General features: G+C 46.0%; 29 protein-coding genes. 2 read left to right on the top strand and 27 right to left on the bottom strand.

Going from position 1 to position 25017, the window contains the following annotated elements:
- Positions 1–16 precede the first annotated feature (16 nt).
- From ACTW1R_RS00580 to flgB, 25 genes are all read right to left on the bottom strand, one after another.
- A complete protein-coding gene (locus tag ACTW1R_RS00580) occupies positions 17–1312 on the bottom strand; it encodes a methyl-accepting chemotaxis protein (protein ID WP_005226627.1) in 1296 nt (431 codons plus the stop codon).
- A 154-nt stretch (positions 1313–1466) separates the two neighbouring features.
- Positions 1467–2177 carry a cell division ATP-binding protein FtsE gene (locus tag ACTW1R_RS00575; protein WP_005226626.1) on the bottom strand — a complete coding sequence of 237 codons (711 nt, stop codon included), beginning with the start codon at positions 2175–2177 and terminating at the stop codon, positions 1467–1469.
- A gap of 12 nt (positions 2178–2189) precedes the next feature.
- Positions 2190–2972: a flagellar hook-basal body protein gene (locus ACTW1R_RS00570; protein ID WP_015508738.1), complete on the bottom strand. Its 783-nt coding sequence runs from the start codon at positions 2970–2972 to the stop codon at positions 2190–2192.
- Between the two features lie 10 nt (positions 2973–2982).
- Positions 2983–3684 (bottom strand): flagellar hook-basal body protein, encoded by a 702-nt coding sequence (locus tag ACTW1R_RS00565; protein WP_016609021.1) that lies wholly within the window; start codon positions 3682–3684, stop codon positions 2983–2985.
- Entirely contained in the window at positions 3681–4388 is a 708-nt protein-coding gene (locus ACTW1R_RS00560; protein WP_005226623.1) for a sigma-70 family RNA polymerase sigma factor, read from the bottom strand. Before ACTW1R_RS00560 ends, ACTW1R_RS00565 begins: the two co-directional genes overlap by 4 nt.
- A 30-nt stretch (positions 4389–4418) precedes the next feature.
- Positions 4419–6494 carry a flagellar biosynthesis protein FlhA gene (gene flhA / locus ACTW1R_RS00555; RefSeq protein WP_005232779.1) on the bottom strand — a complete coding sequence of 692 codons (2076 nt, stop codon included), beginning with the start codon at positions 6492–6494 and terminating at the stop codon, positions 4419–4421.
- A 19-nt stretch (positions 6495–6513) separates the two neighbouring features.
- Positions 6514–7581, bottom strand: a complete 1068-nt coding sequence (locus tag ACTW1R_RS00550; RefSeq protein ID WP_016609019.1) for an EscU/YscU/HrcU family type III secretion system export apparatus switch protein — start codon at positions 7579–7581, stop codon at positions 6514–6516.
- Between the two features lie 30 nt (positions 7582–7611).
- Positions 7612–8361 carry a flagellar biosynthetic protein FliR gene (gene fliR, locus ACTW1R_RS00545; RefSeq protein ID WP_005232781.1) on the bottom strand — a complete coding sequence of 250 codons (750 nt, stop codon included), beginning with the start codon at positions 8359–8361 and terminating at the stop codon, positions 7612–7614.
- A 12-nt stretch (positions 8362–8373) separates the two neighbouring features.
- Positions 8374–8637 (bottom strand): flagellar biosynthesis protein FliQ, encoded by a 264-nt coding sequence (gene fliQ / locus ACTW1R_RS00540; protein WP_005226613.1) that lies wholly within the window; start codon positions 8635–8637, stop codon positions 8374–8376.
- 25 nt (positions 8638–8662) lie between these two features.
- Positions 8663–9427: a flagellar type III secretion system pore protein FliP gene (gene fliP, locus ACTW1R_RS00535; protein WP_081117652.1), complete on the bottom strand. Its 765-nt coding sequence runs from the start codon at positions 9425–9427 to the stop codon at positions 8663–8665.
- The gene (locus tag ACTW1R_RS00530) at positions 9424–9789 is read right to left on the bottom strand and encodes a flagellar biosynthetic protein FliO (RefSeq protein WP_005231716.1); all 366 of its coding nucleotides are present in this window, start codon (positions 9787–9789) and stop codon (positions 9424–9426) included. Before ACTW1R_RS00530 ends, fliP begins: the two co-directional genes overlap by 4 nt.
- A 14-nt stretch (positions 9790–9803) precedes the next feature.
- Positions 9804–10307 carry a flagellar basal body-associated FliL family protein gene (locus tag ACTW1R_RS00525; RefSeq protein WP_005472968.1) on the bottom strand — a complete coding sequence of 168 codons (504 nt, stop codon included), beginning with the start codon at positions 10305–10307 and terminating at the stop codon, positions 9804–9806.
- 11 nt (positions 10308–10318) lie between these two features.
- Positions 10319–10516: a flagellar FlbD family protein gene (locus tag ACTW1R_RS00520; RefSeq protein WP_005226609.1), complete on the bottom strand. Its 198-nt coding sequence runs from the start codon at positions 10514–10516 to the stop codon at positions 10319–10321.
- A gap of 35 nt (positions 10517–10551) precedes the next feature.
- On the bottom strand, positions 10552–11448 hold the full coding sequence (locus ACTW1R_RS00515; protein ID WP_010748537.1) for a flagellar hook-basal body complex protein: 897 nt from the start codon (positions 11446–11448) through the stop codon (positions 10552–10554).
- 78 nt (positions 11449–11526) lie between these two features.
- On the bottom strand, positions 11527–11889 hold the full coding sequence (locus ACTW1R_RS00510) for a flagellar protein (protein ID WP_489927373.1): 363 nt from the start codon (positions 11887–11889) through the stop codon (positions 11527–11529).
- Positions 11886–12317 (bottom strand): flagellar hook capping FlgD N-terminal domain-containing protein, encoded by a 432-nt coding sequence (locus ACTW1R_RS00505; RefSeq protein ID WP_003129052.1) that lies wholly within the window; start codon positions 12315–12317, stop codon positions 11886–11888. Before ACTW1R_RS00505 ends, ACTW1R_RS00510 begins: the two co-directional genes overlap by 4 nt.
- Positions 12318–12329: 12 nt before the next feature.
- Positions 12330–13703, bottom strand: a complete 1374-nt coding sequence (locus ACTW1R_RS00500; RefSeq protein ID WP_489927372.1) for a flagellar hook-length control protein FliK — start codon at positions 13701–13703, stop codon at positions 12330–12332.
- A gap of 65 nt (positions 13704–13768) precedes the next feature.
- Positions 13769–14188: a flagellar export protein FliJ gene (gene fliJ / locus ACTW1R_RS00495; protein WP_270289970.1), complete on the bottom strand. Its 420-nt coding sequence runs from the start codon at positions 14186–14188 to the stop codon at positions 13769–13771.
- A gap of 22 nt (positions 14189–14210) precedes the next feature.
- On the bottom strand, positions 14211–15563 hold the full coding sequence (gene fliI / locus ACTW1R_RS00490; RefSeq protein ID WP_005226590.1) for a flagellar protein export ATPase FliI: 1353 nt from the start codon (positions 15561–15563) through the stop codon (positions 14211–14213).
- On the bottom strand, positions 15560–16318 hold the full coding sequence (locus ACTW1R_RS00485; protein ID WP_270289969.1) for a FliH/SctL family protein: 759 nt from the start codon (positions 16316–16318) through the stop codon (positions 15560–15562). Before ACTW1R_RS00485 ends, fliI begins: the two co-directional genes overlap by 4 nt.
- Positions 16302–17306, bottom strand: a complete 1005-nt coding sequence (gene fliG, locus ACTW1R_RS00480) for a flagellar motor switch protein FliG (protein ID WP_005226586.1) — start codon at positions 17304–17306, stop codon at positions 16302–16304. Before fliG ends, ACTW1R_RS00485 begins: the two co-directional genes overlap by 17 nt.
- 10 nt (positions 17307–17316) lie before the next feature.
- Positions 17317–18939 (bottom strand): flagellar basal-body MS-ring/collar protein FliF, encoded by a 1623-nt coding sequence (gene fliF, locus ACTW1R_RS00475; RefSeq protein ID WP_438755044.1) that lies wholly within the window; start codon positions 18937–18939, stop codon positions 17317–17319.
- Between the two features lie 27 nt (positions 18940–18966).
- Complete coding sequence (fliE, locus tag ACTW1R_RS00470) at positions 18967–19290, bottom strand: flagellar hook-basal body complex protein FliE (protein ID WP_016608997.1); 324 nt, start codon at positions 19288–19290, stop codon at positions 18967–18969.
- 7 nt (positions 19291–19297) lie between these two features.
- Complete coding sequence (gene flgC / locus ACTW1R_RS00465; protein WP_003129038.1) at positions 19298–19714, bottom strand: flagellar basal body rod protein FlgC; 417 nt, start codon at positions 19712–19714, stop codon at positions 19298–19300.
- Between the two features lie 21 nt (positions 19715–19735).
- On the bottom strand, positions 19736–20095 hold the full coding sequence (flgB, locus tag ACTW1R_RS00460; RefSeq protein ID WP_017144455.1) for a flagellar basal body rod protein FlgB: 360 nt from the start codon (positions 20093–20095) through the stop codon (positions 19736–19738).
- A gap of 620 nt (positions 20096–20715) precedes the next feature.
- Here flgB and motA point away from each other — a divergent pair.
- Positions 20716–21480, top strand: coding sequence for a flagellar motor stator protein MotA (gene motA, locus ACTW1R_RS00455; RefSeq protein WP_005232810.1), 765 nt, complete (start codon positions 20716–20718; stop codon positions 21478–21480).
- 13 nt (positions 21481–21493) lie between these two features.
- Positions 21494–22264 (top strand): OmpA/MotB family protein, encoded by a 771-nt coding sequence (locus ACTW1R_RS00450; RefSeq protein ID WP_115231520.1) that lies wholly within the window; start codon positions 21494–21496, stop codon positions 22262–22264.
- Positions 22265–22297: 33 nt separating this feature from the next.
- Here ACTW1R_RS00450 and ACTW1R_RS00445 read toward each other — a convergent pair whose 3' ends face one another.
- Together ACTW1R_RS00445 and ACTW1R_RS00440 are read right to left on the bottom strand one after the other, a co-directional pair.
- Complete coding sequence (locus tag ACTW1R_RS00445; protein WP_128489218.1) at positions 22298–22507, bottom strand: hypothetical protein; 210 nt, start codon at positions 22505–22507, stop codon at positions 22298–22300.
- Between the two features lie 271 nt (positions 22508–22778).
- Positions 22779–24824 (bottom strand): methyl-accepting chemotaxis protein, encoded by a 2046-nt coding sequence (locus ACTW1R_RS00440; RefSeq protein WP_142424501.1) that lies wholly within the window; start codon positions 24822–24824, stop codon positions 22779–22781.
- Positions 24825–25017: the final 193 nt, after the last annotated feature.

The following is a 25017-nucleotide window of genomic DNA, read 5'->3' as shown; positions in this document are numbered from 1 at the left end:
GGCGTCACTGCTCCTTTTAGAATTTGAAACTATCCACTTGGAATTTAAGGATAGTGGCGATCGTTTCGATCTCTTGCACATTCCGTTCAAAGTCTTCGATGACTAAGTAGAAGTCTTCTAAGTTTGCCGTTACTTCTTGGGTGCCGGCAGAGGTTTCCGAAACAGCAGCCGAAATGTTGCTGACGGAAACTTGAACCATGTCTTTTTTCTCAACGATCCCGGTAATATGGGCTTCCACAGCTTGAATACTTGAAACCAATTTTTCAACAATATCAGAGATCTCATTGGCTGATTCGATCGCTTTGTTGATATTGTTGGTTTGTTTTTCGCCGCTTTCAAAGGAATCCGTCACTGCAGAGACCACTTTTTCCGATTTTTTGCGGATCGTTTCAATGATCGAACGAATGCTTTTCGTTGATTGACTGCTTTGTTCCGCCAAGCTGCGGACTTCTTCCGCAACGATGGCAAACCCTCGGCCTGCTTCTCCAGCTCGAGCTGCTTCGATGGATGCATTCAATGCCAGTAAGTTGGTCTGATCAGAAATGTCATTGATCAGCTGAACGATCTTACCGATGCTTTGGACATCTTCGTTCATGTCGTTCATGCTTTCTACTAATTCTGCTTGGTTTTGCCGTTCGATCTCCCAGCTTTCAAATACATGGAACATCATTTCTGAATTGTGGACATTGCTGCTTTGGGATTGACCGACATAGCCATTCATCAATTCGATCTCTTTATGGATCTCTTCGATACTTAAGGCTAGCTCGTCCATATCAAAGGAGGTTTGTTCCGCTTCGGAGGCTTGTGAACTAGTGGCATCTGCGATGGCATTCATCGTCTGACGCACATTTTCAATTGAATTTTTGGCATTTTTTGAGGTTGTCGTTAGGCCGCCTACCATTTTTTCCATTCGGCTGCTTTCTTCGTGCATACCAACGATCACCGCTTTGAAGGTGTTTAAAACCCCTTGAAAACGATTTTGAACTTGCCCAAAAAGAGAAGTCTGGTCGCTGCTGCCGATCTCATCGATATGCGACAGATCGCCAGAACCGACTGCTTCTAGTTCTGTCAATAACGTATCCATGCCCGAGTGGGTCTCTTTTTTTACCAAATAGGTCATTCCTACTAACACTGCGATTTCTAGCAGCAGTACGATTACTGAAAAAATAAAGAAACTTTTTGCTGCTTGTCCGTCTCCGTGGGTGCGGATCACGAAGAAATAGCATCCTAATAATACGATCAGGGTAAATCCTAGCGGAATCAACGCCGCCAAGCGGATTTTTTTGATGATAGCTTGTACCTTCTTCTTCATAACAGTATCCTTTCCTATGCAAAATGATCAGTCGTGCTGTTTATCAAGATTCGCTCTTCACTTGATAATCGTTGGGTCACTCCTTCTTTATCCGATTATGAAAACAATCTTCTAGTTCTTTAATCGGATCTTTTGCTAGAAAAGTTAAGCATCTTCACCAGACATATGTATCTTTTGGATCAGCAAAGCGCGTATAGCCGCCTTGATATTCATCACGAACCAAGCGACCGTTTTGCAGCTCGACCACCCGATTACGGACCGTATTGACCATCGTACTGTCGTGGGTCGCCAAGAGGATCGTGGCACCGACTTGATTGATCCGCAAGAGCAGTTTCATGACTTCAACGGCTGATTTGGCATCTAGATTGGCGGTGGGCTCATCGGCGATCAAGACTGCTGGCTCTGTGACGATCGCCCGCGCAATCGCTACTTTTTTGCGCTGTCCCACGGAAAGCTCCTCAGGATAGTGATCCTTTTGAGGAAACATGCCCACCAGTTGCAGCGCTTTGGCGGTTTTTTCCTGACGCAGCTTGCGGGGAGTGCCTAGTACTTGCAGCGCATAATCGACGTTTTTGGCAACCGTCAGATAAGGAAGCAAAAGGTCTTCTTGTCCGACGATACCGACTTGTCGTCGAACCATATAGAGATGACGGTCTTTGAGTTGTTCCAACAAGACATTGCCGACTTGGATAGAACCAGCCGAAAGCTCTTCTTCTTTCAAGAGCAATTTGAATAAGGTCGATTTGCCCGCACCGCTGGGACCCACCACATAGATAAATTCTCCTTGAGGGATCGCAACAGAAATATCGGCCAATGCCAACGTGCCATTGCTGAATTTTTTACTGACCTTGGTTAAGCGAATCATGTTCTTTCTCCTCTAATCTGTAAAACGATTGATCACGGACCACATCTCATCGGCTGTCTGCATGGCTTTCGTATTCAATCCATACGCACGCTGGGTCGTTAACAAGTCTGTCATGGACGTCGCTAGATCCACCGTCGACTGTTCTAACTGTCCTTGCAAGACGCTGCCAAAGGCTGCTGGATTGGTTTGCGAAGTAAGCAACGCTTGATCACCGGCACGGTAAAGTTGGTTGCCCACTGGCGTGATGTTTTCTGTATTCGTCGGCTGATAAAGGGTCAGCTGCCCCAACACGCGAGTCTGACCATTTTCTTCCGTCGTCAGCTGACCGCTGGCATCTATTGCGATTTGCTGCGCATCTGGCCACTGAGGGGTCGGTACGTTTGTGGTCATTGCCACAGGGTACCCTTCACTATTGACTAATTGCTTGTTCTCACTTAAATGAAAATTGCCTGCTCGACTCAGCAGCAATTGACCAGTTTGGTCCCGGACCCCGAAAAAGCCATTGCCTTGGATCGCGAGATCTAATGGCTGAGTGGTGCCCGCCAGATTGCCTTGGGCAAAACTGGTAGTCGTAGTCGCTTTTGCCCCCATTGACGCACCATATTGGGCGGCGTTGCCATTAAATAGCGTTTCTTCTGCACCGATGGCATTTTCCATCAATGCTTGAAAATGGGTCGTTTGTGCTTGATAGCCATTGGTATTGACGTTGGCGATGTTGTTGGCTGTCGTGTCTAAGTTTGTCTGCAAATGATTCAACCCAGAACGGCTGATTCCTAATAATCCACTGATATTCATTGACTCATCCTCAAATCTTTCCTAATTCGTTGACCGCTTTTTGCAATGTCTGATTCGTTGAACTCAAGGCTTTCTGATTGGCTTCAAATTCGCGAGAAGTCTGGATCATCGCCACCATTTCATCGGCAACCGCTACATTGGCTTGTTCTAAGGCACCTTGCTGGATCACGGGTGCATTCACCGTGGTTCCTGCTGCGTTGCTAGTCACATAGTTTTGACCAGCTGTAGTCAATGCTTCTGGGGGGAATGTTTGGATCAGAAAGTTCGCTGGTCCCAAGGCGCTGACTGCTTGTCCATTGGCACCCAAGACAAGATAGCCTTCTTGTGTCACGTATTGATTCTGCTGATTGACGGTAAAGTCGCCATTTCTCGTATACAACCGCTGCCCCGCATTGTTTTGAACGACAAAGTAGCCTTCGGAAAGCAGTGCAAAATCGCTGGCTTGTCCGGTCTGTTTGACGGCGCCTTGGTCTTGACTGATGGTACTGCCTGCCAATTGGGTCCCTAAAGACAATCCACCGATATCACGGCGGGTATCCGCATTGGGCCCGCTTTGGTAATTATGCAATGCCACTTCATCTAGCGCCGACTGGAACAAAGTTTTTGCTTGATACCCTGTTGTATTGACATTGGCAATATTGCCGCTCGTCGTCTCTTGTCGCTTTTGTAATAATGAAATGTTCCGTGATAAGACATCCAATCCTCGAATCATGCCAGTTCCTCCTCAATCAATGTGCGCAATTTGGCAATCGTTTTGCCATGAATTTGTGAAACTCGCGGAATCGAGACTTCTAAGATTTCAGCGATTTCTTTTAACGTCAGTTCTTCGGTATAGTACAAACTTAAAATCAATTGTTCCCGTTCCCCTAATTTTTTGATGCACGCCACCAAGGCGGTGCGTTTTTCTTCAGCGACCAAGGTCTCTTCGACATTTTCGGCTGGATCCCGAACCATATCTTTTAAGGTCATGCCTTCTTCTTGGTAAGCAAACAAGGTATCTTCCAAAGAGACGCTGGCTAAGTAGTGCAGACTCTCATAAATATCCGCTAGTTGACTTTGGTTGATTCCCAGCTGTTTGCAGATCTCGGTGTCGGTCGCTTCTCTTTTGAGGCTTTGCTCCAACTCTTGCCGTGCTTGATAAAACTGATTGACTGCCGCCATTTTGTATCGGGAGATTTTGGCGTGCTTGCGTACTTCATCAATAATTGCCCCTTTGATGCGAATCGCTGCATAGCTTTCAAAAGGAACTTTTTTTGAGGGATCGAATTTCCGCAAGGCATCCATCAACCCAATCACCCCAATATTGTAGAGATCGCCTGATTCATAATCGGCGGTTTTGATAGACAGGCGCTGAACCACCCGTTCCACTAGCGGCAGATACTTGATGATCTCCGCTTCTCGATCGACTTCATACATCGGCGATGCCCCTTCCTAAGAAAATTCTGCTTAAATGTCAATACTGCCCACCGTTTCGATCGCAATTTCATTGGGAATCTCATTTAGAGAAAGAACGGCGATATCTGGAAAATTAAAAACGATCATTTTTTTGAATGCTAACCGGATCTTAGGCGATGCCAGAATCACGAAATTGATATTTTGAGCGATCGCCGCATGTTGGATCCCACTGATGGAATCCAACAGCTTGGTCACGGTATCTGGTTTTAAGACCGGGTACGAGCCAGTTGCGGTTTTTTGGATACTTTGAGCGATGATTTCTTCTAGTTTCGGCTGGATCACCGCCACTTGCAGCTCGTGGTTCTCATTGGCATACTTGGCAGCGATCGTCCGTTTCAGTGCTTGGCGAACATATTCTGTCAAAACTTCTACGTCTTTCGTGACAACGCCGTAATCGGCTAAGGTTTCTAAGATCGTTGCTAAGTCATTGATGGGAATTTGTTCATCCAATAAATTTTGTAAAACTTTTTGGACCTCGCCGAGCCGTAAAATATCGGGGATCAATTCATCGATCACGACATTGTACTGCTCTTTGATGCCCTCCAATAATTTCTTGACTTCTTGGCGACCTAACAGCTCTGGTGCATGGGCATAGATGATTTCTTTTAAGTGTGTTGCGATCACGGTCAACGGCTCGATAATCGTAAACCCTTGCAGATCCGCCATCTCCTTATCGGATTCATCGATCCACATAGCATCCAGATGAAAGGCTGGTTCTTTTGTTGCGATTCCTTGAAAAGGAAACGGCTCTTCATTCGGACTGATCACCATGACTTTATTCGGGTAAATATCGCCGCGGCCGACTTCGTTGCCGCGGATCTTGATCACGTAATCGTTGGCATCCAAATAGAGATTGTCGCGAATACGAACGGGACTGACTAAGATCCCTAATTCTCTAGCACTCTGTTTACGGATCGCCACGATGCGGTTCATCAAACTGTTGTCGATCGAACTATCCACGATAGGGATCAGACCATAACCGATTTCCACTGAGATTGGTTCCACTTGGAAGGAAGCCACGGAATCGTCTTCTTCCTGTGCTTCTTTTTTGCGTTCCAGTGCCAATTTTTGTTCCCATTGTTTTTGTTCCACTCGCTGCTTTTCTTCTTTTTGCGTAACCAGAAAGCTGGCTGCGAAAAGGCCTAAGCCAATCAACACAAAAGGCACAAAAGGAAACCCAGGAACTAAGGCTAAGACGAAGAGAATCGCCCCCACGATCCGAAACAGTTGGGGATTACGCATCACATCTGCCGCAATATCCAAACCAAAGGAACTATCGTTATCAGAACGAGTCACGATCACCCCAGAAGCAATGGAAATCAATAAAGAGGGAATCGAGCTGACCAAGCCATCCCCGATCGCCAGTTTCCCGAATTGGGCGAAGGCTTCCATGACGGTCATTTGTCCCCCCATGGAGAAAATGATCGCCCCGCCGACTAAATTGATGACAGTGATCAAGATCCCTGCGATCGCATCCCCTTTGACAAACTTGCTGGCACCATCCATCGAACCAAAGAAATCAGCTTCTCGCTGCAGATCTTTTCGTCGTTTGCGGGCATCCGCTTCCGTGATCAAACCGGCATTTAGGTCGGAATCGATCGCCATTTGCTTGCCGGGCATCGCATCTAATGTGAAGCGAGCAGTCACTTCTGAGACACGCCCTGCACCATTGGTCACGACGACTAGCTGAACCACCATGATGATCACGAACAAAATGATCCCCACGATGTAATTGCTGCCGGCAACGACATTGGCGAAGGCATCGATCACGTGTCCACCATTTCCTTGGGTCAAGATCAACCGTGTGGAAGATAGGTTCAAACCTAAACGAAACATCGTTGTGATCAGCAGCAAGGTTGGAAACGTAGTGAATTCCAACACTGATTTGGTAAACAGGGTGATCAGTAAAATGTTGATCGCGATCGTCAAATTGATAATGATCAGAATATCTAATAGTGCACTCGGTAATGGAATAATAATCAAACCAATAATAGCTAGGACGATCACCGAGATTAAGATATCCGCCAGACCAATGCCTTTTTTCGGTTTTGAGGCAGCCTCATTCATTTTTGTTCCTCCTGTTTCCTTAAATCTTGCCGCGTTGGCTTTCTTCTAACTGATAGACCAAAGCGATGATTTCGGCAATGGCTTCATACATCTCAACCGGGATCAGATCCCCGGGTTCTACTTGGCGATAAAGGGCTCGTGCCACTTCACGGTTTTCGATCTGTGGAATATTTTCTTTCAGTGCTTCTGCTTTCATCCGCTGCGCCAGCTGATCTGCCCCTTTGGCCAGGACCCGCGGCACCCCTTCACTACTGGCATCGTAACGAATCGCAATGGCGAAATGGGTCGGATTGGTGATCAAAACCGTCGCTTCTTTGACGTTGGCGATGGCATTTTGGGTCATCGCACGGTACTTCGCTTTGCGCTGTGCTTTGACTTGCGGATCACCTTCCATTTGCTTGAACTCTTCTTTGACTTCCTGCTTGCTCATCATCAAGTTCTTACGATGGCTATAGCGTTGGTAGCCGTAGTCGACTACGGCCAAAACGATCAAGAAAATCGAGATCTGTAAAAACAATTCTTTGGCCCGCAGCAGCATGAACAGGATCGTTTTTTCCAACCCCACTTCACTCAAACCCAGTAAAACAGGGACGGCGGCTAAAAATTGTTGGTAGCACAAGTAGACGATCACGCCGAATTTCGCCAATGTTTTGCCTAAATTCATCAACGAGCGCAAACTGAATTGCTGCTTGATCCCGCTGATGGGGTTCAGCTTTTTAAAGTCTGGTTTGACGGCCTTGCCAGAAAACAACAGACCAACTTGGGCATAATTCGTGATAAGCCCGACTCCGAGCGCGACCAGAAAGACGGGCGCACACAACAAAAGCAGCAGCAAGATACTCTGCACCCCCAGTTTCGGCAGATCCGCCAAACTGGTTTGATAATCAGCCAGCTGCGCCAAACTTCGGGAAAAATAAGGCAAAAAAGAAGCTGCGAAAAACTGCCATAAAGACAGGATCAAAAACGAGAAGACCAATAGCGAAACAGCTGCTGCTAATTCCTGGGTCTTAGGGACCTCCCCGCGTTTGCGGGCATCCCGCAGCCGCTTGGCACTAGGTAGTTCGGTTTTGCCATCTTTTTCTGCCATCTTCTCACCTCCTGCTGGCTACCTGTTACTTTATTGAAAGGACTCGATAAACTCCTGCAAATAGCGGACCGTATCTGGCAAGTGTTTGCCTAAGTACGAAAGGACATTGGGTAGTAGCAAGAGAAACACCACAAAACTGATGGCGGTTTTCATCGAAAGACTCATCATCAAAATATTGATCTGGGGAATCGACCGAGAAATCACACCTAGCACCAGGTCCACCAACAGCAGCGCAATGATCATTGGTGCCGCAAGATTGACTGCCATCACCATCATTTGGCTGAAAAGTTTGACGATGCCTTCAACCGTCGTTCCTTGGATCACCACAGAGCCTAAGGGCACGATCCGAAAAGACAACAGCAATGCTGTGATCAGTCGATGATGCAGATCAAGTCCAAAAAACACAGCGATCGTCAGCCAATAGTACGTTTTGCCATACTGGGAAGAGGCGATTTGCAACGTCGGATCATAGGCTTGCGCCATCGAAAAGCCTACTTGAAAGTCGATCAGTTGACCCGCAATTTCCACACCAGTAAAGACCAGCTGACTCAAATAGCCCATCGCCATCCCAAACAGTACTTCCTTGATGACGAAAACCGTCAGCATAAAGAGGGAAAGCTCGGGAATCGCAGGTGCCGTCGGCAGACATAGGACCGTCAACGCCATGCCGATCACGATTTTTGCCAGTGACGGAAAATTTTGCTGTGAGAAGATCGGACAAAGGACGACAAACGCCAATATTCGACAAAAAATCAACACCGTCGCTTGAATCGGCGCCATCAGGTTTCCTCCTTACATTGCCGCAATCATCTTGAAGATCATTTTGGTAAAATTCAACAAGAGATTCAGCATAAAATTCCCCGCCAAGATCAAGGTCAAAAAAATCGCTAATAGTTTCGGCACAAAGCTCAACGTTTGTTCTTGGATTTGGGTAGTGGCTTGAAAAATACTGATCACCAATCCAACGAGCATGCCGACTAATAAGGCAGGGCCAGATATCGCTAAAATTCGAAGAAAGGCTTCCCTTAGCACATCAAGTACCATTTCTACTGTCATTTCCTCTTGGCTCCTTTCTTAGCGGCTATTGAAAGCTCTTGATCAGCGACTCCACGATCAGATACCAGCCATCCACTAAAACAAATAGTAAGATCTTGAAGGGCAGTGAGATCATGATCGGCGACAGCATCATCATCCCCATCGACATCAAGATACTGGAGACGACCAGATCAATGATCAAAAAGGGGATAAAAATCAAAAAGCCGATACTGAAAGCCGTTCGTAACTCACTGATAATAAACGCCGGTACCATAACGGTCAGAGGAACATCGTCAGAAGAATGATATTTTTCGGTCTCCCCATCAGCTTCCGCAAACAAGGCAATGTCTTTTTCCCGTGTCTGTACCATCATAAAGGCCTTGATCCGTTTTTCTGAGCGGTCAAAGGCTTCGGCTTGGCTGATCTCTTGTCGATCAAACGGTTCGATCGCTTGCTGGTAGACGTCGGTATACACAGGTTTCATAATAAAAAATGTCAAGAATAAGGCCAACCCGATCAACACTTGATTGGGCGGGTTTTGCTGTGTACCTAACGAACTGCGCACAAAGGACAAGACCATGATGATACGAGTAAAAGAAGTCATCATGATCAGCAAGACTGGTAAAAGGGAAAGCAGCGTCAGCAACAAGAAGGTATTGATCGTATCACTTGAGCCATTCCCATTCGACAATAAATTGTTGATGGTGGAACTGACGTCTTCCGTGTCTAGCGCAAACGCCGTCTGCGGAAGCATCAGACTGCTGAAAAGGACCGCAGCCATGATCTTGATATCTCTGCCTTTGCTCTTCATTTTTGCTTGCCTCGTTTTCCAGCAATTTCCGCCTTGGCTTTGTTGAGCCATTCAGAAAAGTCTTTGCCAGCTTGCACTTGGGTGCTTTCTAGGCTTTGCTGTAAAAAAGCGGCCGTTTCTTCTGGCGTCAACTCTTTGATGATTTGGTTTTGCTGTTCAGAAAAGCTCATGACATAACATTTGTCCATGATTTGGACGATCCCGATCGAAGACGACTTGCTGACGGCGATTTTTTGCAAAATACGCAGCTGGTGATTGTGCTGGTTCGTGTAACGATTCAAATATTTCAAACTGATGTTGATCAAATAAAGAATAAGCAGCAAAAACCCAATCATTTTGACCAGCGATAAAAATGTTTCCATCAACATGCCTCTTTCTATTGGATCACTAAATCCGTCACATAAACATCCTTGGCGATTTCTGATCCGTATTCCTGATTAATTGTTTCTTTCAATGCTTTTTTTAAATTCGGTACACTTTCGGCGGAGCTCAAAATACCGCTGGCCTTTTGTTGGCGCAATAAATTTACGACGCTGTCACGAATGACGGCCACATTTTTCGTGGCTTCCGCGCTTTTTTCCTCATCCGCCACTAAAATCGATAAATTGACCTTCATGTATTGCTGCTCTTGGTTGTCTTCTTTGGCCAGATTGACTAAAAATTCATCCAATGCCACGATCGCTTCGTCTGAGGAGATTTTGCTGCTGTCTTTTGCTGTTTCAGCAGCTGCTGTTTTTTCCCCCGTCAAAAAGTGATTCGTCACTAAGGTCCCGCCGATACTGCCGCCGACTACCACGATCAAGAGGATCGGCAGTAAAACAACCATACTCAAGCCTTTTTTCTCTTTTTCTGCTTTTGGTGCTTTTTCTTCTTTTGCCATCTTTCCCACCCTTACGTTTTCACTTGGTTCGAATGGATCACCGTATGATACTCGATCACCCGCTGCGCAACTTCTTGCGCAGCTTCCGTCACCACTAATGTTTTGCCGTCTGTCAGTGTGATCAATGTATCCGGCATTTCTTCGATCCGATAAATCAATGTTGGATTTAAATAGAATGGCTTGCCATTCAATGCTGTCACTAGAATCATGGTCAAACTCCTCTCAATGATGAAGCGTCACGTTCTTAACGTTTTAGATTCAATAATTCTTGCAGCATTTCATCAGAAGTTGTAATACTTCTTGAATTTGCTTGATAGGCACGGCTCGCAATGATCATTTCGGTAAATTCTGTCGAAAGATCGACATTGGACATTTCCAAGGCACCTGCTTGCAGCGTTCCTGCGCCATTGTTGCCAGGTCCTGCAACGATCGGATTCCCTGAGTTGCTGGTTTGGATATAGTTGTTGCCGCCGACTTTTTCTAAGCCTTCTGGGTTATTGAAGGTTGCGACACCGACTTTTCCCATCACAAAGGTTTGATTGCCGTATTTTGCCAACACTAAGCCATTGGCATCGATCGCCATGGAGTTATAGGTCAAGGTTTCCCCATTGACGGTCAGTGTGCTTGGGATCGACAAGGGAGATACCGCATCTTGTCCGCTCAATGCCGTGTTTTCATCAAAGTTGTCATCATAGACAACTGGTTGACCGCCATTGACTGAACGACCTAGGACTTGCATCCCATCACTATTGGTCAAGGTTCCGTTGCTGTCGCGCACGAATGCGCCATCTCGTGTGTAATAGGTTTCGCCATTTGCTCCTGGTCCTTGTACCATAAAGTAGCCCTGTCCGCTGATATAAAAATCCATGCTGCGACCTGTCGATTGCGGGGCACCGACTGTATTGATAGTATCGATGGAGCCCGTCTGAACCCCTAAACCGATCTGCGTTGCGTTGATCCCGCCTAAGCCATTGCCTGGCGCAGTTGCGTTAGACATCGTTTGGCTCATCATGTCTTGGAAAAGTACTCGACTTGATTTGAATCCAACCGTATTGACGTTGGCGATATTATTGGAAACCACGTCCATTTTCGTTTGAAGATTTTTCATTCCACTAACACCTGAATATAATGATCGTAACATGCTTGTTTTCCTCCTTATGGTTGGCGTATTTTCCTCTGTCATTCAGAAAATACTTGCAGCCCCTTTTCAGTCCAGCTGCTATTTGATAAATGTGGCGCTGTCAATATTGGTGACGGTGTGAAGCTCATTCATCCCCATCGCCGTAATGATGGTTCGTGAATAGACATCGGCGATCAAGCCCATATCTTTGTAAACAAGCAGTGATTCTTTGCTGCCTTTTTCCGCGAGCTCACTAAGCGCCGTTGAAAGGGATTGATAATCCTCGTCTTGTAAGGTCAATTCTCTTGCGGTCAAACGCTTTTGCGCATGATGGGAGACTTTGATGTCGCTTTGTTTTTGTTCAAGCATTGCAGAAAAGGCTTGTTTGTCCACGCCTTTGCGGGGATGTTGATAAGGCTCCCCGGCAACTTTTTGCAGCCCCTGTTGAATCGTCAAACTCATTTTGCTTCGCCGCCAATCTCTTGGATCGCACTCATACTGTATTCTTTGCCATTTACGACGATCGTGGCGTAGCCATTGGCAAAGCGGACTTTTTCGATGGTTCCTGACAATGTTTCTGTGCCGTCCATCAGAGTGACTTGTTTATTGATCAAGCTAAAAGCTTGCTGCTGTTGCTGTAAAATCACCGAGGTCGTCAATGTTTCGCTCAATTCATTCAAGCTCTCTAAGGTCGTAAATTGAACCAGTTGCGAGATATAGTCGGTGCTACCACCACCAGAAGAATCGCTGCCTCCCATCGATGGGTTGCTCATAGATGCGGCTAAGATCTTCAAAAAATCATCCATGGAGATATCTGAAGATTTTTTTGTTTGCGTTAATGCCGATGTATTGGCAATACCGGCCGCAGCTGCTGTAATTTCATCTGCCATAGGTCTCCTCCTTTACACTAAAATACTGATCGCATGATCGATCGGTGCTAATTGCGGCTCTTCTTCAGCCGTATTGCTTTGATGAAACGGCTTTTTGCTTTGTCCTTTTTGAGCCTGTAAAAACCGCTGTTGGCTTAACTGACTGTCACTTGCCATCATACTGCCGGCAAAGGATTGATTTGCCAGCGGACTAGCCTGCTGGACAGAAGCTAACGTAGGTTCTTTGATCGCTAGGATCGGCTGCTCTTGCTTTTGCAAAACTTGCTCTAGCTCATGCTTGATGGACAGCAATAATTCTTTGGCTTGCGGCTGCTGAACGGTCAGTTCTAAGCGGCTGCCTTGGGCATTCGTTTCTAGGGAAAGCTGGATCGTGCCTAATTTTTCGGGAACGAATTGCAGCGTGATTTTTTTCTCGCTTGCCGTGCTGCTCGTTTGGACAAGTTGGGCAGTCGCTTTTGCTAAGGGCAGGACCGCTTGTTCCATATTCGCTTTTGTTGGCGTTGGTCCTTGCTTGGTCAAAAGGGGAGAAACATCAAGCAGCTGCAGTGCTGGTGCCGCCATTTCATTGTCAGTTACTGCTGAAGAAGCAATGGCTTGTGCAGAAACAGCTTCCGCTTTTTTGGCGACTGTTTCATTCGTGCGTTGCAAGGTGCTAGTCGTATCCGTCGCTTGGTTGGTCACTGGCGACACTTGATTTAATGGTCCCGTTTGGCCCAATTGCGCGGTCCCTTCGGTGGACTGTTTCAGCTGTGCTTCTGTCGTTTGCGCAATCGCGGCTTGTGTTACTGAATCGACTTCCTTGATTTCCTTGAAAGGAGCGATTCCTTTTGCCGTGGTCTGCTCCTCGCCTACTAAGTCTTCTGGCAAAGGTGTTTCAAGCGTTGTTGCTGCGGCTTCACTTCTGTCATTTGTCATCAAAGCTAGACCTTCAAGCGCAGGCTCGGAGGGGTTGACGACTGTGGTGGCTACGTCTATTGGTGCTGGAAAAGCTGCTGAAACACTGTCGAGAGAAGCTGCTGTGGCGCTCGTTTGGTTCTGCTCCGTCGTTGCCATTGATGCCTGTGGCGCTTCTTGAACCAAGCCTGCAAAAGGTGCCTGGCTGATCTGGCTCATTTCTGGCGCTTGTGTCGTTGCAGGTTGTTCGACTGCTGGAGTGATTTCTGGCTCCTGTGGCAGATGTTCCCTACTGCTGGCAATCCCCATTTCTGGTGCGGTGGCGGTTTGCTCCGTCATACCTGATGGTTCGAAGGATGCTGGCAGATTGCTTACTGTCTGTTCCGTCAGCTGTTGCATCAGCAAACTGAAGACTTCTGGTGACGCCTCCGTCTTTTTTGATTTGCTACCGACAGGTACAGCGGTTGCGGCACTTGTTGTGATCTCTTTCATTGTTCACCTCCTCTCAGCTGATGCTTTGAAACCAAGGTCGTCTCATCACTAAAACCATTAGTGCTTTAAGAAAATATGGCGCGATTGCCGAACTCATCCAATTGTTTTTGCTCTTCCAATTGCTGTCCATAGGTGTATTCAGCGAATTGTTTTTCTCGCAGCTTTTCCACGATCTTGCGTTCCTGCTGCGCTTCTACCACCACCGATAAAGACTCTGCCAATTCTTGCTTCACGTGAAACATTTTGTTCTGAACCTCATCGATGGTGGCATTCAACGCAAGCAAATAGCGTTGTTGCACTTGCATCCGCCCAATGGTCATCTCATTGACATCAAAAAGCTGGGCTTTTTCCTGTGTCAGCGTATTCAGGTGCTGTTCTTGCTGAATCAACAACTGTTGTTTTTGGGCGTAAGCGCGTTTGGCTTCTTGCTCAATGGTTTTTCGGTGATCCAATACTTTTTCTAAGGAAAAGTGAAATGCTTGCATAGCTGCTCCTTTATGATCTGTTTTACATGGTCGAACGCTGGCGCTCGATCAGCGCTTCTTCACTGAACAAATGCGCCAGTTCAAAAATCGTTTGTTCAAATGGGATCCGCTCATCCACTTTTTGCTGTAAAAACCGCAGGATGGGGTGATGCAGCGCGATCGCTTGGTCGGTCAACGCATTGCTGCCGCTTTTGTAGGCACCGATATCGATCAAATCCTTGGCCTCTGCATAAACGGCCATGTTTTCTTTTAGTTCCCCCGCATGTTTATGCTGTTCCTCAGAAACAAGGGTCTTCATCAAGCGGCTGAGGCTGTTTTGAATATCGATGGCAGGATAATGATTTTGAGCGGCAATTTTTCGGGACAACAGAATATGTCCATCAAGAATTCCCCGCACCGCATCAGCGATCGGTTCATTCATGTCATCCCCTTCTACCAAGACAGTATAAAAGGCCGTGATCGAGCCTTTGTCCGACATCCCACTGCGTTCTAACAACTTCGGTAAAGCTGTAAACACAGAAGGGGTATAACCTTTGGTCGTCGGCGGCTCGCCAGTCGATAGACCGATCTCCCGCTGCGCCATCGCAAAACGGGTCACCGAATCCATCATCAATACGACTTTCTTCCCTTGATCGCGGTAATACTCAGCGATCGCTGTTGCCACATGAGCCCCTTTTAATCGTACGAGAGGCGGCATATCGGAGGTAGCACAGACAACGACCGACTTGCGGTAACCTTCTGGGCCTAGATCATTTTCAATAAATTCTTTGACTTCTCGTCCCCGCTCGCCGATCAAGCCGATCACGATGACATCGGCTTCGCAATAACGAGCCAACATCCCCAATAAGGTACTCTTACCGACCCCGCTGCCGGCAAAAATGCCGATCCGTTGGCCAAGGCCGACGGTCAAAAGACCATCGATCGCCCGGACACCTGTCGGCATGATCTCAGCGATTTTTTGACGGCGAAAGGGGTCAGGAGAATCTTGACTAACTGGATATTCTGGCGCACTTTCCAGCTCCAGCGCCATATCTAACGGTCGCCCTAGTCCATCTAAGGTGTGCCCTAGCAGTGTATCATCGATTTTTACCGTCAACGATTTGCCAGTTGGCCGCACCAAACAGCCCGGTCCGATGCCTTCTAGCTGATCAAGGGGCATCAGGAGCACGGTTTTTTTTACAAAGCCTACGACTTCAGCTAAGGCTGTATGTGTCTTGTTTTGCAATGCGACTTCACAGATTTCCCCTATGAAAACCGCCAGCCCTTCGACTTTGATCAGCAGACCTACGACTTCGCTGACTTTGCCGTAGGTGGTAAAAAACGGCTGTGCTTGCGCCGTTTTGCGCAGCGCTGTGATCGGTAATTCAAACGTCATTCCTTCACACTGCTTTCTAGAAATTGGCTCAAAAAGCGAGCGATTTCTTTCCTCAGTTCAAAAACCACCAAGGCATTTTCAGATTCGATACAAAAATCGTGTTCCGCCAAGCTGTCATCTGCCATGAGTAAATAGCGAAACCCGCTGATCGTCTGCTTTTTGGTTTCCAACAATTCTCGCACCCCTGCAAGATGCTGCTCTTGGCTGCGAACAGTCACAAATTGATCGGGTTGTTCAAATTGCCATAGCACAGACTCCACAAAAGGCAGGAAGCCTGCTTGCTCATCTGTAAAACGTTGATTAATCAAGGCTTCAGCGATTGCCGTGCCGTAAGCGATCATTTCTTGCTTTTTCTCTGAGCGAAAGGTGTTGATCTCAGAAACGACTTCAGCGACATTGGCTTGGGCTTGTGCCATCAATGCTTGCGCGGCTTCTTTGCTGGCATTGATTCCTTCTTGATAGCCTTGTTGAAAGCCGTCTGCTTGTCCTGCTTGAAAGCCTTCCGTTCTCGCTTCTGCTAGAATTTGCGCCGCTTGTTCTTGTGCATCGGTCAAAATCTGCTGCTTCAAGGCTTCCATTTGCTGCAGATGCCGTTCCTGCTCCAACTGGCGTGCACGTCTAGCCGCTTGCAGTTCTGGATCTAAGCTTGGTTTCTCAATCGGCGCTTTGATGGTCGTATCCGTCAAAATACTGCGCGCAGCTTCGGTCGTTTTGACCGCCTGCTGCTTCAATAAACTGCTATTTGACCACTGCATCTTGGTCGCCCCTTCCGATGTAGATCTCACCGGTTTCATCTAGCCGTCGAATCACAGCCACCACACTTTGTTGGGCTTCTTCTACAGCAGATAAGCGGGTAGGACCCATAAATTGAATTTCTTCTTGCAGATTTTCCACCGCCCGTGATGAGAGGTTGGAGAAAATAAAGTTCTTGATGTCATCGGTCGTGCCTTTAAGCGCTAAGACTAAGACATCGTTTTGAACATCTCGCAAGACTTTTTGAACATCCAAGCGATCGAGGGTCACGATATCCTCGAAAGTAAACAAGCTGGATTTCACTTCGTTGGATAGTTCCGGTTGCCGCTTTTCTAAGTCGTTCAAAATGTTCTTTTCGGTGCTGCGGCTGACTGAGTTCAAGATTTCTACCAGTGTGTGCACACCACCGACATTTTCCGTATCGTTCTCAATGTAATTCGAGAATTTGTTCTCGATCACTTTTTCGATCCGTTCGATCACCAAAGGCGACGTACTGGAGATCGTCCCGATCCGTTCAGCGATCTCCACTTGCAAATGATCGGGAAACTGTGACAAGACGCTGGCCGCTTTGTCCGGCTGCATGTAGCACAAAATCAACGCTACCGTTTGTGGATGTTCGCCGATCAACAGATTGGTCAACTGTTGAACATCGGCTTTGCGAGCGATATTAAAGGGCCGTTCCCGCAGCTGGATCTGAGTCAATACGTCAATGACTTCTTTGGCTTTTTGAGGGCCTAATGCTTGGTTCAGCAAATTTTTGGCATAATCGATCCCGCCGTCTAAGACATATTTGCGGGCCGTTGCGGTATGAGAAAATTCCTCCAATACTTGATCCCGCTCTTCGGGACTGACAAAGTCGATGTTGGCGATCTCATAGCTCACTTTTTGTATAAATGATTCTGGCAGCAGCTTCATGATCTTTGCAGAGGTATCTGATCCTAGAGAGATCAGAAGAATCGCTGCTTTTTTTACCCCGTCTATTGTATCCATGGCTGCCCCCTTATTTTTCTTTCATCCAAGCTTTGATCAATTCCGCCGCTACTTCAGGATTGCTTTCGGCATAATTTCTAGCCGTTTGATCCAATGTTGGTTCTCCTGAATGTTCTGCTGCGGCTTCTTGTGTGGATGCTTCTGGCACCGCTGGTTTCGTTTCAGCAGACCGATTGCCGACACCGCCAAAAACGACTTCTTGTGCAACTGACGGACTTGTACCAGTGCTAACTGCTGACGGTTGTGCAAAAGTGACCATTTCCTCCGTCACATCGACTTCCAGCTCGTCTTCTTTACGACGACGTCGGATCACGCCAACGATCATTAAAATCACTAAGAACAAGGTCAACACGATGCCGCCGATGATGGCATACTTGAGATAACCTTTGGCAGCTGCAATCGGTTCATTCCCTTGCGGATCAACGGCTGGATCAACCTCTGCTTGGGCAAAGTCAAATCCTTGGATCGCGATTTGATCACCACGGTCATTGTCATAGCCGACGGCACTAGCAATCAACTGCTGCAATTCTGCTTGATCCGCTTGCGAAAGGTTCGCATTGATCACGATCGAGCTGGTCATTCGTTCGATCATGCCAGGGGCCGTAATGGTCGTGGTGGTCTCGGTATCCAATTCGTTTTCCACCGAACGGCTATAGGAATTGTTTCCCTCTCCATCCGTACCCGTCACATTGGAGACATTGTCATCCACCGTCCCTGTTTGGGCTTCTTGGACGGTGCCTTGCGAACCAGCAGCCTGCACTGTCTCACTCTTGATCTCTGGGTCATCATAAGTGACTTTCTTCCGCTCGATCGAGTCAAAATTCAAGTCTAAATTGATCGACACTTGGAATTTGTCTGCACCATAGATCGGTGTCAGCAGCTTCGCTACTTTTTCTTCTAGCGTTTTTTCGTAGGAATCTTTGATGGCAATGTATTTATTGTTCAGGCCACTTAATTGACTGGCTTCATCTTCGGTTCTCGTCAAGGTATTGCCCGCACTATCAACGACTTTTACATTTTCTGGCTTCAGCTTTTCCACTGCCCCTGAAGTCAAGGTAACGATCCCTTGCACGGACTCGTCTGCAATCTGCTGATTTTTCAAGGTCAACACGATAGAAGCAGTTGGCGCACTTTCCTCAGAAGAAAAGACACTTTCTTCTGGCATCACGAGTAAAACTTTGGCGGATTTGACCGCATCGATCGACTCGATCGCCCGTTGCAGTTCGCCCGTTACTGCCCGCTGATACATGATCTTGCGGTCTTCGTCGGTTGTCATCATGTTGGCATCATCAAATAATTCAAAGCCTGTACTGGTATTTGGTAATTTATTGTCCACGGCAAGATTGATGCGGTATTCATCGACTTGGTCCTTGTCGATCAAAATAGTCGTCCCATTGTCGGCTAATTTGTAGGCGATCTGCTGTTCCTCCAAATCCTTGCTGATCGTTCCCGCATCGGCATCGCTTAGATCCGTAAACAAGATACCGTATTCAATTCGCGTATTTAAATAATACACAGCTGCTGTGATTCCGAGAACGCTGATAACGGAAAGAACAACGATCATTTTCTTTAAAGAGCTTTGCATTTGCCAACGGTCTTTGAGTTGTTCTGTCCATTCTTTCACTTTATCCATCATTTATCCTTATTCCCTCACCCACTGCTAAAACTGCATATTTTTCACGTCATTGTAAGCTTCTAAACACTTGTTTCGTACTTGAACGGCTGTTTGTAGCGCCAATTGCGCCTCCGTCATGCGAATCATCACATTCCCTAGATCGCTTTCATCGCCGGTGATCAAATTTACAGTATCTTGATCCATGACCGCCGTTTTTTGATTCAACTGATCGACCGCATGGGTCAAGTAAGAAGAAAACTGATTTTCCTCGGCGCCTGCAACACTGGTCTCGTTTGAAGCAGCCCCCGTGCCTAGTGTCCGCAAAACGTTTTGGTAGTCCGTTAATCCTGTCGTTAAAAGTCCATCCATTTTCTCGTTACCCCTTTGATATTTCTAATGCTTTTTTCAAGATCGTTTTATTCATTTCTGAAGCAGAAACATTGGCTTCGTACGTTCGAACCGCTTGCAACATTGCCACCATTTCATCGGCAATATCCACATTTGATTGACCGACATATCCCTCATCATTCGCAGCGGGATTGGTAGGATCATAGGTCAGTTTTTCCGTCTCATCGGCAGCGATCCCCGTCACTTTGACACCGTATGTAGCCGGTGTTCCTTCGCGACTATTTTTTAAATTTTCTGAAAAAAGAATACTCTTTTTTTGATAAGCAGCGGTTGTTTGTGTTTGATTCGTATTTACATTTGCGATATTGCTGGAGATCGTATCTAGTTTTAACCGTTCCAATGCTAGACCGCTCGCGTTGATCGTTAGTCCATTAAACATACCCATTTGTTTTTCCTGCGCTTTCTATCAATTACTCAATACAAGGTTCATCATTTGCAAGCGACCGTTGACTTGTGCGGTCAATGCACTGTAATATAACCCATTGGCTGCTTGATCCAACATCTCCACTTCAAGATCCACGTTATTGCCGTTGTCTTTGATGCTGGTAGTTGCATTTTCAGTGATTTTCGGTTTTACTTGAGAAACTGACGCTTCGGTTGCAGCGTCCGTCCCTGATGAAGCGAGTGCCTGCTTTAATTCGCTTTCAAACACGATGCGTTTGGCTTTGTACCCATCCGTGTTGACATTGGCGATATTAGACGAAATCAATTCTGCGCGTTGGGCAGAAACGTTCATGGCTGTTTTTAATAAATCATAGGTATCCAACAATAATTGCTCCTTCCACCTTCTGTACCAAACGTTTTTTTCAGCGATGGAACAGAAACAAATATATTTATTTATTTTTTTGTTATAGATTAAAAAAACAAGAAGACGTGATGTCATTATAGTAGAATTATTTTTATTTTACAATTTGATTTTTGCAACTTTACGGGTATGACATTTAAGTTACAACCATGTTATGTTATTTGTTAAACACTGTTTCATCGCAATTTCGTCCCCAGTTATAAAAAGTAAACGATCGATATAAAGCGTTTTACAAGCATATCTATGCCTTTTGATCAAAATCAGTTTTTTGATAAAAAAACAAGCATTATTCGAAAAATTGATTAAAACATTTTCATTTGTGCTGAATGACATGACAAACCCTGAGAAACGATTCACGAAAAAAAACGGTACCATCTATAAATATTCACAAAAATTGCAAGCTGTACCATTTCAAAAATTTGCCGCAACTTGTCCAAAAAACAACAAAAAAAGAAGAAGCTGAAAATTTATTTTAGTTATTTTTAGGATTATTTTTTTTTGCTATTAAGAATGATTTTAATTCACCGATAAAATAAATGAGGGTTTAAAACCTGGAAATAGAATTTAGGAGGACGCAACAAATGGATTTTTTCTTGCTGATCGGTATTATTTTAGGATTGATATCTGTGGTGGTTGGGATGATTGTAAAAGGTGCCAATGTGGCCGTTTTGATCAATCCGGCAGCCGCGATCATCATTTTCGTTGGTGTGATCGCAGCCGTTATCAATTCATTTCCCAGCAGTGATATCAAAAAAATCCCGAAGATCTTCGGCGTTCTGCTGAAAAATAAAGAATACGACTTAAAAACAACCATCAATACCATCGTTGAATTAGCCAACCAAGCCCGGCGCGACGGTTTGTTATCTCTTGAAGGTGCCATCCAAAACTTAGAAGATCCTTTTTTAAAAAAGGGCTTGGAAATGGTGGTTGATGGCATCGCTGCCGAACAGATCCAAGAAATCATGGAGAATGAGATCTATGGGATCGAAGAACGGCATCGCATCGGCTCGGCTATTTTTAAAACCGCCGGAACGAGTTCCCCGACCTTAGGGGTGTTAGGAGCCGTGATCGGGCTGATTGGGGCGCTAGGTAATTTAGAGGATGTAGAGGCACTGGGGCACATGATCTCGGCGGCCTTCGTGGCGACCCTTTATGGTATTTTCTTCGGCTATGTCCTGTTCATTCCCTTTAGCTCACGCCTGACCTTGAAATCGGAGCAAGAGGTCCAAATGATGTCGATCATCGTGGAAGGGGTCTTAGCGATCCAAGCCGGACAATCGCCGAAAAGCATTGAGAAAAAATTATACAGCTTGATCGATCCGAAAAAACGGCAAGAACAATTATAAAGGGTGAAGCGACATGAAGCGAAAAAAGAAACATGAAGAACATGTAGACGAAGCGTGGCTTTTGCCTTACTCGGATATGTTGACCTTGCTGCTGGCTTTGTTCATCGTCATGTTTGCCATGGCGAAAGTCGATGATGAGAAGTTCCAAGAAATCAAAAGCGAATTTGGCACCATCCTTTCCAGCCACCACAGCAATTCATCTGTGATTGGGTCGGTGATCGATATGGGCGAGACCACGCCGCGAAAAAAAGCCGCCACTTCTGCCGAAGCACAAGCGCAAGAAGCAGCGGTTCGGACCCAACTAGAAAATCAGCAACTAGAAAAAATCAGCGACCAGCTGGCACAAGAGCTGGCAGCTTCTGGCTTAAAAGAGCAGACAGAAGTCCGCTTGGAATCCGATGGCTTGCATATCACGCTTGCCAGCAGCATCTTGTTTGCCTCTGGCAGCGCCGAGATCACGGACACCACTCGTCAGTCACTGGATCTGCTATCGGACTCACTAAAAAAATTAAAAGCCAACAAAATCGTGATCGCTGGGCATACCGATAACGTACCTGAAAAAGGCAATGGCCGCTACCAATCTAACTGGGATCTTAGTTCCGCTCGGGCCATTACCGTTATGGAGTACTTCATCAGCAAAGGCGCCGTTTTAGAAAAAAATGCTGCCATCCAAGCCTTTGCCGATACCGAACCGAAAGCCGATAACAACACCCCCCAAGGCCGCTCGGAAAACCGCCGCGTGGAGATGATCATTCAGCGGACTGAAACGGCAGCTGCTCAATAAATAACCTTTTCCAATTAAAAAAACGATCCCCTTTCAAAGGCGATCGTTTTTTTTATCTATAAATAAATTGTAGTAGCCGTAACAAATGATGACAATGCCCACCAATGTGGAACGGTCAATAAAAGGAACCTCAAAAACCATAAAAAGCAACCCTTTTAAGCCTAAAATGATGATACCCATAACTAGCATCAGCCAAGAGGCGAGACGAATCAATTGGTATTCTTTTCCAAAAATCTTCAGCAACCGTACCCCTCCTTTTCTCAACTTAAAGTGTACGCTTCTTAATGAGCAATCACAGTTCACCTGTCTGATGTTGCTGCTTGGCAAAAGTCGACAGCCATTGGTTGCTTCTTCTCATTATAACAGATGCTTCATGCCTCACCCTACGGTTTCCTAACTGACCTTCTTTTTTTGCAGTTGGACAATTCTGATTTAACCATACACATCAAAAAACCCCCATTACCAACGAATTTATTGGGAATGGGGGGATGATCAGCTCTCGCTAATCAATCATTTATTTTTCCACTTCAAACCGATTGGTCAATCGCTTCAACTCTTCTGCAATGTCTCTGAGATCTGCCACATGGTTGGTAAATTCATCCATGGTTGCCAAGACTTCTTCTGCATTTGCGGAAACTTCTTGTGTACCAGCGGCATTTTCTTCCGTTGATGCGGAAATGTTTTCTAAGTTTTCCAGTACACTGTTTTGAATGTTTTCGATACGGGCACTGGCTGCTTCAATATGATGGATGCCTTCGATCATATAGCTGCTGCGTTGGAAAACTTCTTTTGAAGACGAGATCGCTTCTTTGATCAAGTTGGTTTGGCGAACGCCGCCTTTGACAGACGCCGACGTTTGTTTGACCATTTGACTAGACTGCTCACGAATTTCTTCAATGATCGCTTCGATCTCTTTGGTAGAAGCCTTGCTTTGTTCCGCCAATTTACGGATCTCAGCAGCCACGACGGCAAAGCCTTTGCCCGACTCACCTGCACTTGCGGCTTCGATCGATGCATTCAAGGCTAGCAAGTTGGTTTGGTAAGAAATATCGTTGATGACCCCAATGATCGAGTTGATGTTTTGGATACTATCATTCATTCCCGTCATGTTCGACATCAAACGCTCCATCTGTGCCAACTCTTGTCGCCAGCTGTCATCGACTTGATCCATGATCGTTAAGTTTTCTTGATTGATCTTCGTAGATTCTTGCGACTTGCTGCTCATGCCGCCAACATTTTCTCGTAATTCTTTCACGACCTGCGAGAGGTTTTGCATTTGTGACACGCTGTATTCTGTTTCTTGGGCTTGCGCACCGGTCACTTCAGCAATCCCCGTAATGGTTTGAGAGACTTCTTCTGTCGCAATATTGGTTTGTTTTGACAATTCTAATAAAGAATCCGACATTCCTGCGACACTGTTGCTTTCTTTTTGTACTTTTTGGATCAATGCACCCGTGCCTTCGATCATCACATTGTAATTGTCCGCCATTTGCTGGATCTCATTGCCTGCTTTGTCTGGATATACAACTCGGCGTGCCAATTGATCCCATGTCCATTTTTCGCCTTTGGCTCTTTTGGTTTTGCTCATCTTCTCTAGTTTGCCTTCACCGACTTTTCTAAAGTAACGATTGAAGCAATCGATGATCGCTGCGACTACTTTGATCGCGGCATAAGAAACCAGTCCTACAAAGAGCAGCATCAAGATCGTAACGATAATGGTGGTGCGGACTAACGCCCCTAACTCTTTGTCTAGATCACTAGCTTTGACTTCGGAGTACGCCCAAACATTGGAATCAGCAGACTTGTCATACAACACATCGTTGACTTTATTCGAGTCGCCTAAACCAACCATGCCTGTCGGATCTTTGGCTTCTTTGATTTTTTGGAACACTTCTTCTTCTTTGATATTCTTACCGATTTGTTTGGTGTTTTTTGAGGTCACGATGACCCCAGATTCTGAAACTAAGGTGACATTCCCAGTCCGCCCTACGGTAAAGGAAGACAAGATGTTTTGAATGCTTTCATAGGAAACATCGACGCTTAAAACCCCCACTTGATTATGGGAATTTTTGACCCTGATCGAAGCCGACGTCACAAATTGATTCGACACCGTATCTAAATAAGGTGCTGTCCAATACACTTCTCCTTCGGCTTTTACGGCCCCTTTGTACCATGGCCGAATCGTAGGTTTATAATCATCTGGTAAGGGATTGAAGGTCACATACTCATCATCTTCTGTCCCAAAAGTCACCGCTAAGAAGCTGTTGCTCCCAGCAATCGCTAAAGAAAGATCTGAACGGATGCGCCCCATGCTGAATTCTGTTTTCATCGCTGGCAGTTCAGCCATTGACTTCAATTTGCTTTCCGTCGATCGGCGCAAACTCTTTTCTTCCGCCAAGATCAAATTGACGGCACTTTCTTTGTTCAAATCATTTCGTTCAATCAATAAGTTCTTGGTGGTTAAATAGGAACTTGTCAGCATGACAATGATCGGGATCCCCGCAACCAGCATCAAGGTGATCATCACATAAATTCCTATCGTCTTTTTTCTTTTTTTCACAACTGTGCCACTCCTTCATTTCCAATTTCACACGATCCAATGAAGACTCGTCCGTAGACGACCCTTAGTAAGGATAATCGGTTATTTCTTTGAATGATTAAGAGGGTTCATTGGCAGAAACGGCTGCAAGCGCATTTTCTTTTTTTGCTAAGGCTTACGGTTGCTGATCTAACGAATAGAAAAACTCCTCAGT

It is taken from the genome of Enterococcus sp. R12 (assembly GCF_058135755.1).
The sequence above is the reverse complement of the archived record's forward strand: the minus strand, read 5'-3'. Positions and strand labels throughout refer to the sequence as shown.

What these genes read in the sequence shown, in the direction of transcription:
- fliF (WP_438755044.1), bottom strand. Translation starts at nt 18,939, where the DNA reads ATGGATAAAGTGAAAGAATGGACAGAACAACTCAAAGACCGTTGGCAA.
- flhA (WP_005232779.1), bottom strand. Translation starts at nt 6,494, where the DNA reads ATGAATGAGGCTGCCTCAAAACCGAAAAAAGGCATTGGTCTGGCGGAT.
- ACTW1R_RS00485 (WP_270289969.1), bottom strand. Translation starts at nt 16,318, where the DNA reads ATGCAGTGGTCAAATAGCAGTTTATTGAAGCAGCAGGCGGTCAAAACG.
- ACTW1R_RS00515 (WP_010748537.1), bottom strand. Translation starts at nt 11,448, where the DNA reads ATGTTACGATCATTATATTCAGGTGTTAGTGGAATGAAAAATCTTCAA.
- fliP (WP_081117652.1), bottom strand. Translation starts at nt 9,427, where the DNA reads ATGAAGAGCAAAGGCAGAGATATCAAGATCATGGCTGCGGTCCTTTTC.
- ACTW1R_RS00560 (WP_005226623.1), bottom strand. Translation starts at nt 4,388, where the DNA reads ATGTATGAAGTCGATCGAGAAGCGGAGATCATCAAGTATCTGCCGCTA.
- fliQ (WP_005226613.1), bottom strand. Translation starts at nt 8,637, where the DNA reads ATGACAGTAGAAATGGTACTTGATGTGCTAAGGGAAGCCTTTCTTCGA.
- fliR (WP_005232781.1), bottom strand. Translation starts at nt 8,361, where the DNA reads ATGGCGCCGATTCAAGCGACGGTGTTGATTTTTTGTCGAATATTGGCG.
- ACTW1R_RS00500 (WP_489927372.1), bottom strand. Translation starts at nt 13,703, where the DNA reads ATGAAAGAGATCACAACAAGTGCCGCAACCGCTGTACCTGTCGGTAGC.
- ACTW1R_RS00575 (WP_005226626.1), bottom strand. Translation starts at nt 2,177, where the DNA reads ATGATTCGCTTAACCAAGGTCAGTAAAAAATTCAGCAATGGCACGTTG.
- ACTW1R_RS00520 (WP_005226609.1), bottom strand. Translation starts at nt 10,516, where the DNA reads ATGATTCTAGTGACAGCATTGAATGGCAAGCCATTCTATTTAAATCCA.
- ACTW1R_RS00565 (WP_016609021.1), bottom strand. Translation starts at nt 3,684, where the DNA reads ATGATTCGAGGATTGGATGTCTTATCACGGAACATTTCATTATTACAA.
- ACTW1R_RS00550 (WP_016609019.1), bottom strand. Translation starts at nt 7,581, where the DNA reads ATGGCAGAAAAAGATGGCAAAACCGAACTACCTAGTGCCAAGCGGCTG.
- fliE (WP_016608997.1), bottom strand. Translation starts at nt 19,290, where the DNA reads ATGGATGGACTTTTAACGACAGGATTAACGGACTACCAAAACGTTTTG.
- ACTW1R_RS00450 (WP_115231520.1), top strand. Translation starts at nt 21,494, where the DNA reads ATGAAGCGAAAAAAGAAACATGAAGAACATGTAGACGAAGCGTGGCTT.
- ACTW1R_RS00525 (WP_005472968.1), bottom strand. Translation starts at nt 10,307, where the DNA reads ATGGCAAAAGAAGAAAAAGCACCAAAAGCAGAAAAAGAGAAAAAAGGC.
- fliG (WP_005226586.1), bottom strand. Translation starts at nt 17,306, where the DNA reads ATGGATACAATAGACGGGGTAAAAAAAGCAGCGATTCTTCTGATCTCT.
- flgC (WP_003129038.1), bottom strand. Translation starts at nt 19,714, where the DNA reads ATGGGTATGTTTAATGGACTAACGATCAACGCGAGCGGTCTAGCATTG.
- fliJ (WP_270289970.1), bottom strand. Translation starts at nt 14,188, where the DNA reads ATGCAAGCATTTCACTTTTCCTTAGAAAAAGTATTGGATCACCGAAAA.
- ACTW1R_RS00570 (WP_015508738.1), bottom strand. Translation starts at nt 2,972, where the DNA reads ATGAATATCAGTGGATTATTAGGAATCAGCCGTTCTGGGTTGAATCAT.
- ACTW1R_RS00510 (WP_489927373.1), bottom strand. Translation starts at nt 11,889, where the DNA reads ATGAGTTTGACGATTCAACAGGGGCTGCAAAAAGTTGCCGGGGAGCCT.
- ACTW1R_RS00580 (WP_005226627.1), bottom strand. Translation starts at nt 1,312, where the DNA reads ATGAAGAAGAAGGTACAAGCTATCATCAAAAAAATCCGCTTGGCGGCG.
- fliI (WP_005226590.1), bottom strand. Translation starts at nt 15,563, where the DNA reads ATGACGTTTGAATTACCGATCACAGCGCTGCGCAAAACGGCGCAAGCA.
- motA (WP_005232810.1), top strand. Translation starts at nt 20,716, where the DNA reads ATGGATTTTTTCTTGCTGATCGGTATTATTTTAGGATTGATATCTGTG.
- ACTW1R_RS00530 (WP_005231716.1), bottom strand. Translation starts at nt 9,789, where the DNA reads ATGGAAACATTTTTATCGCTGGTCAAAATGATTGGGTTTTTGCTGCTT.
- ACTW1R_RS00505 (WP_003129052.1), bottom strand. Translation starts at nt 12,317, where the DNA reads ATGGCAGATGAAATTACAGCAGCTGCGGCCGGTATTGCCAATACATCG.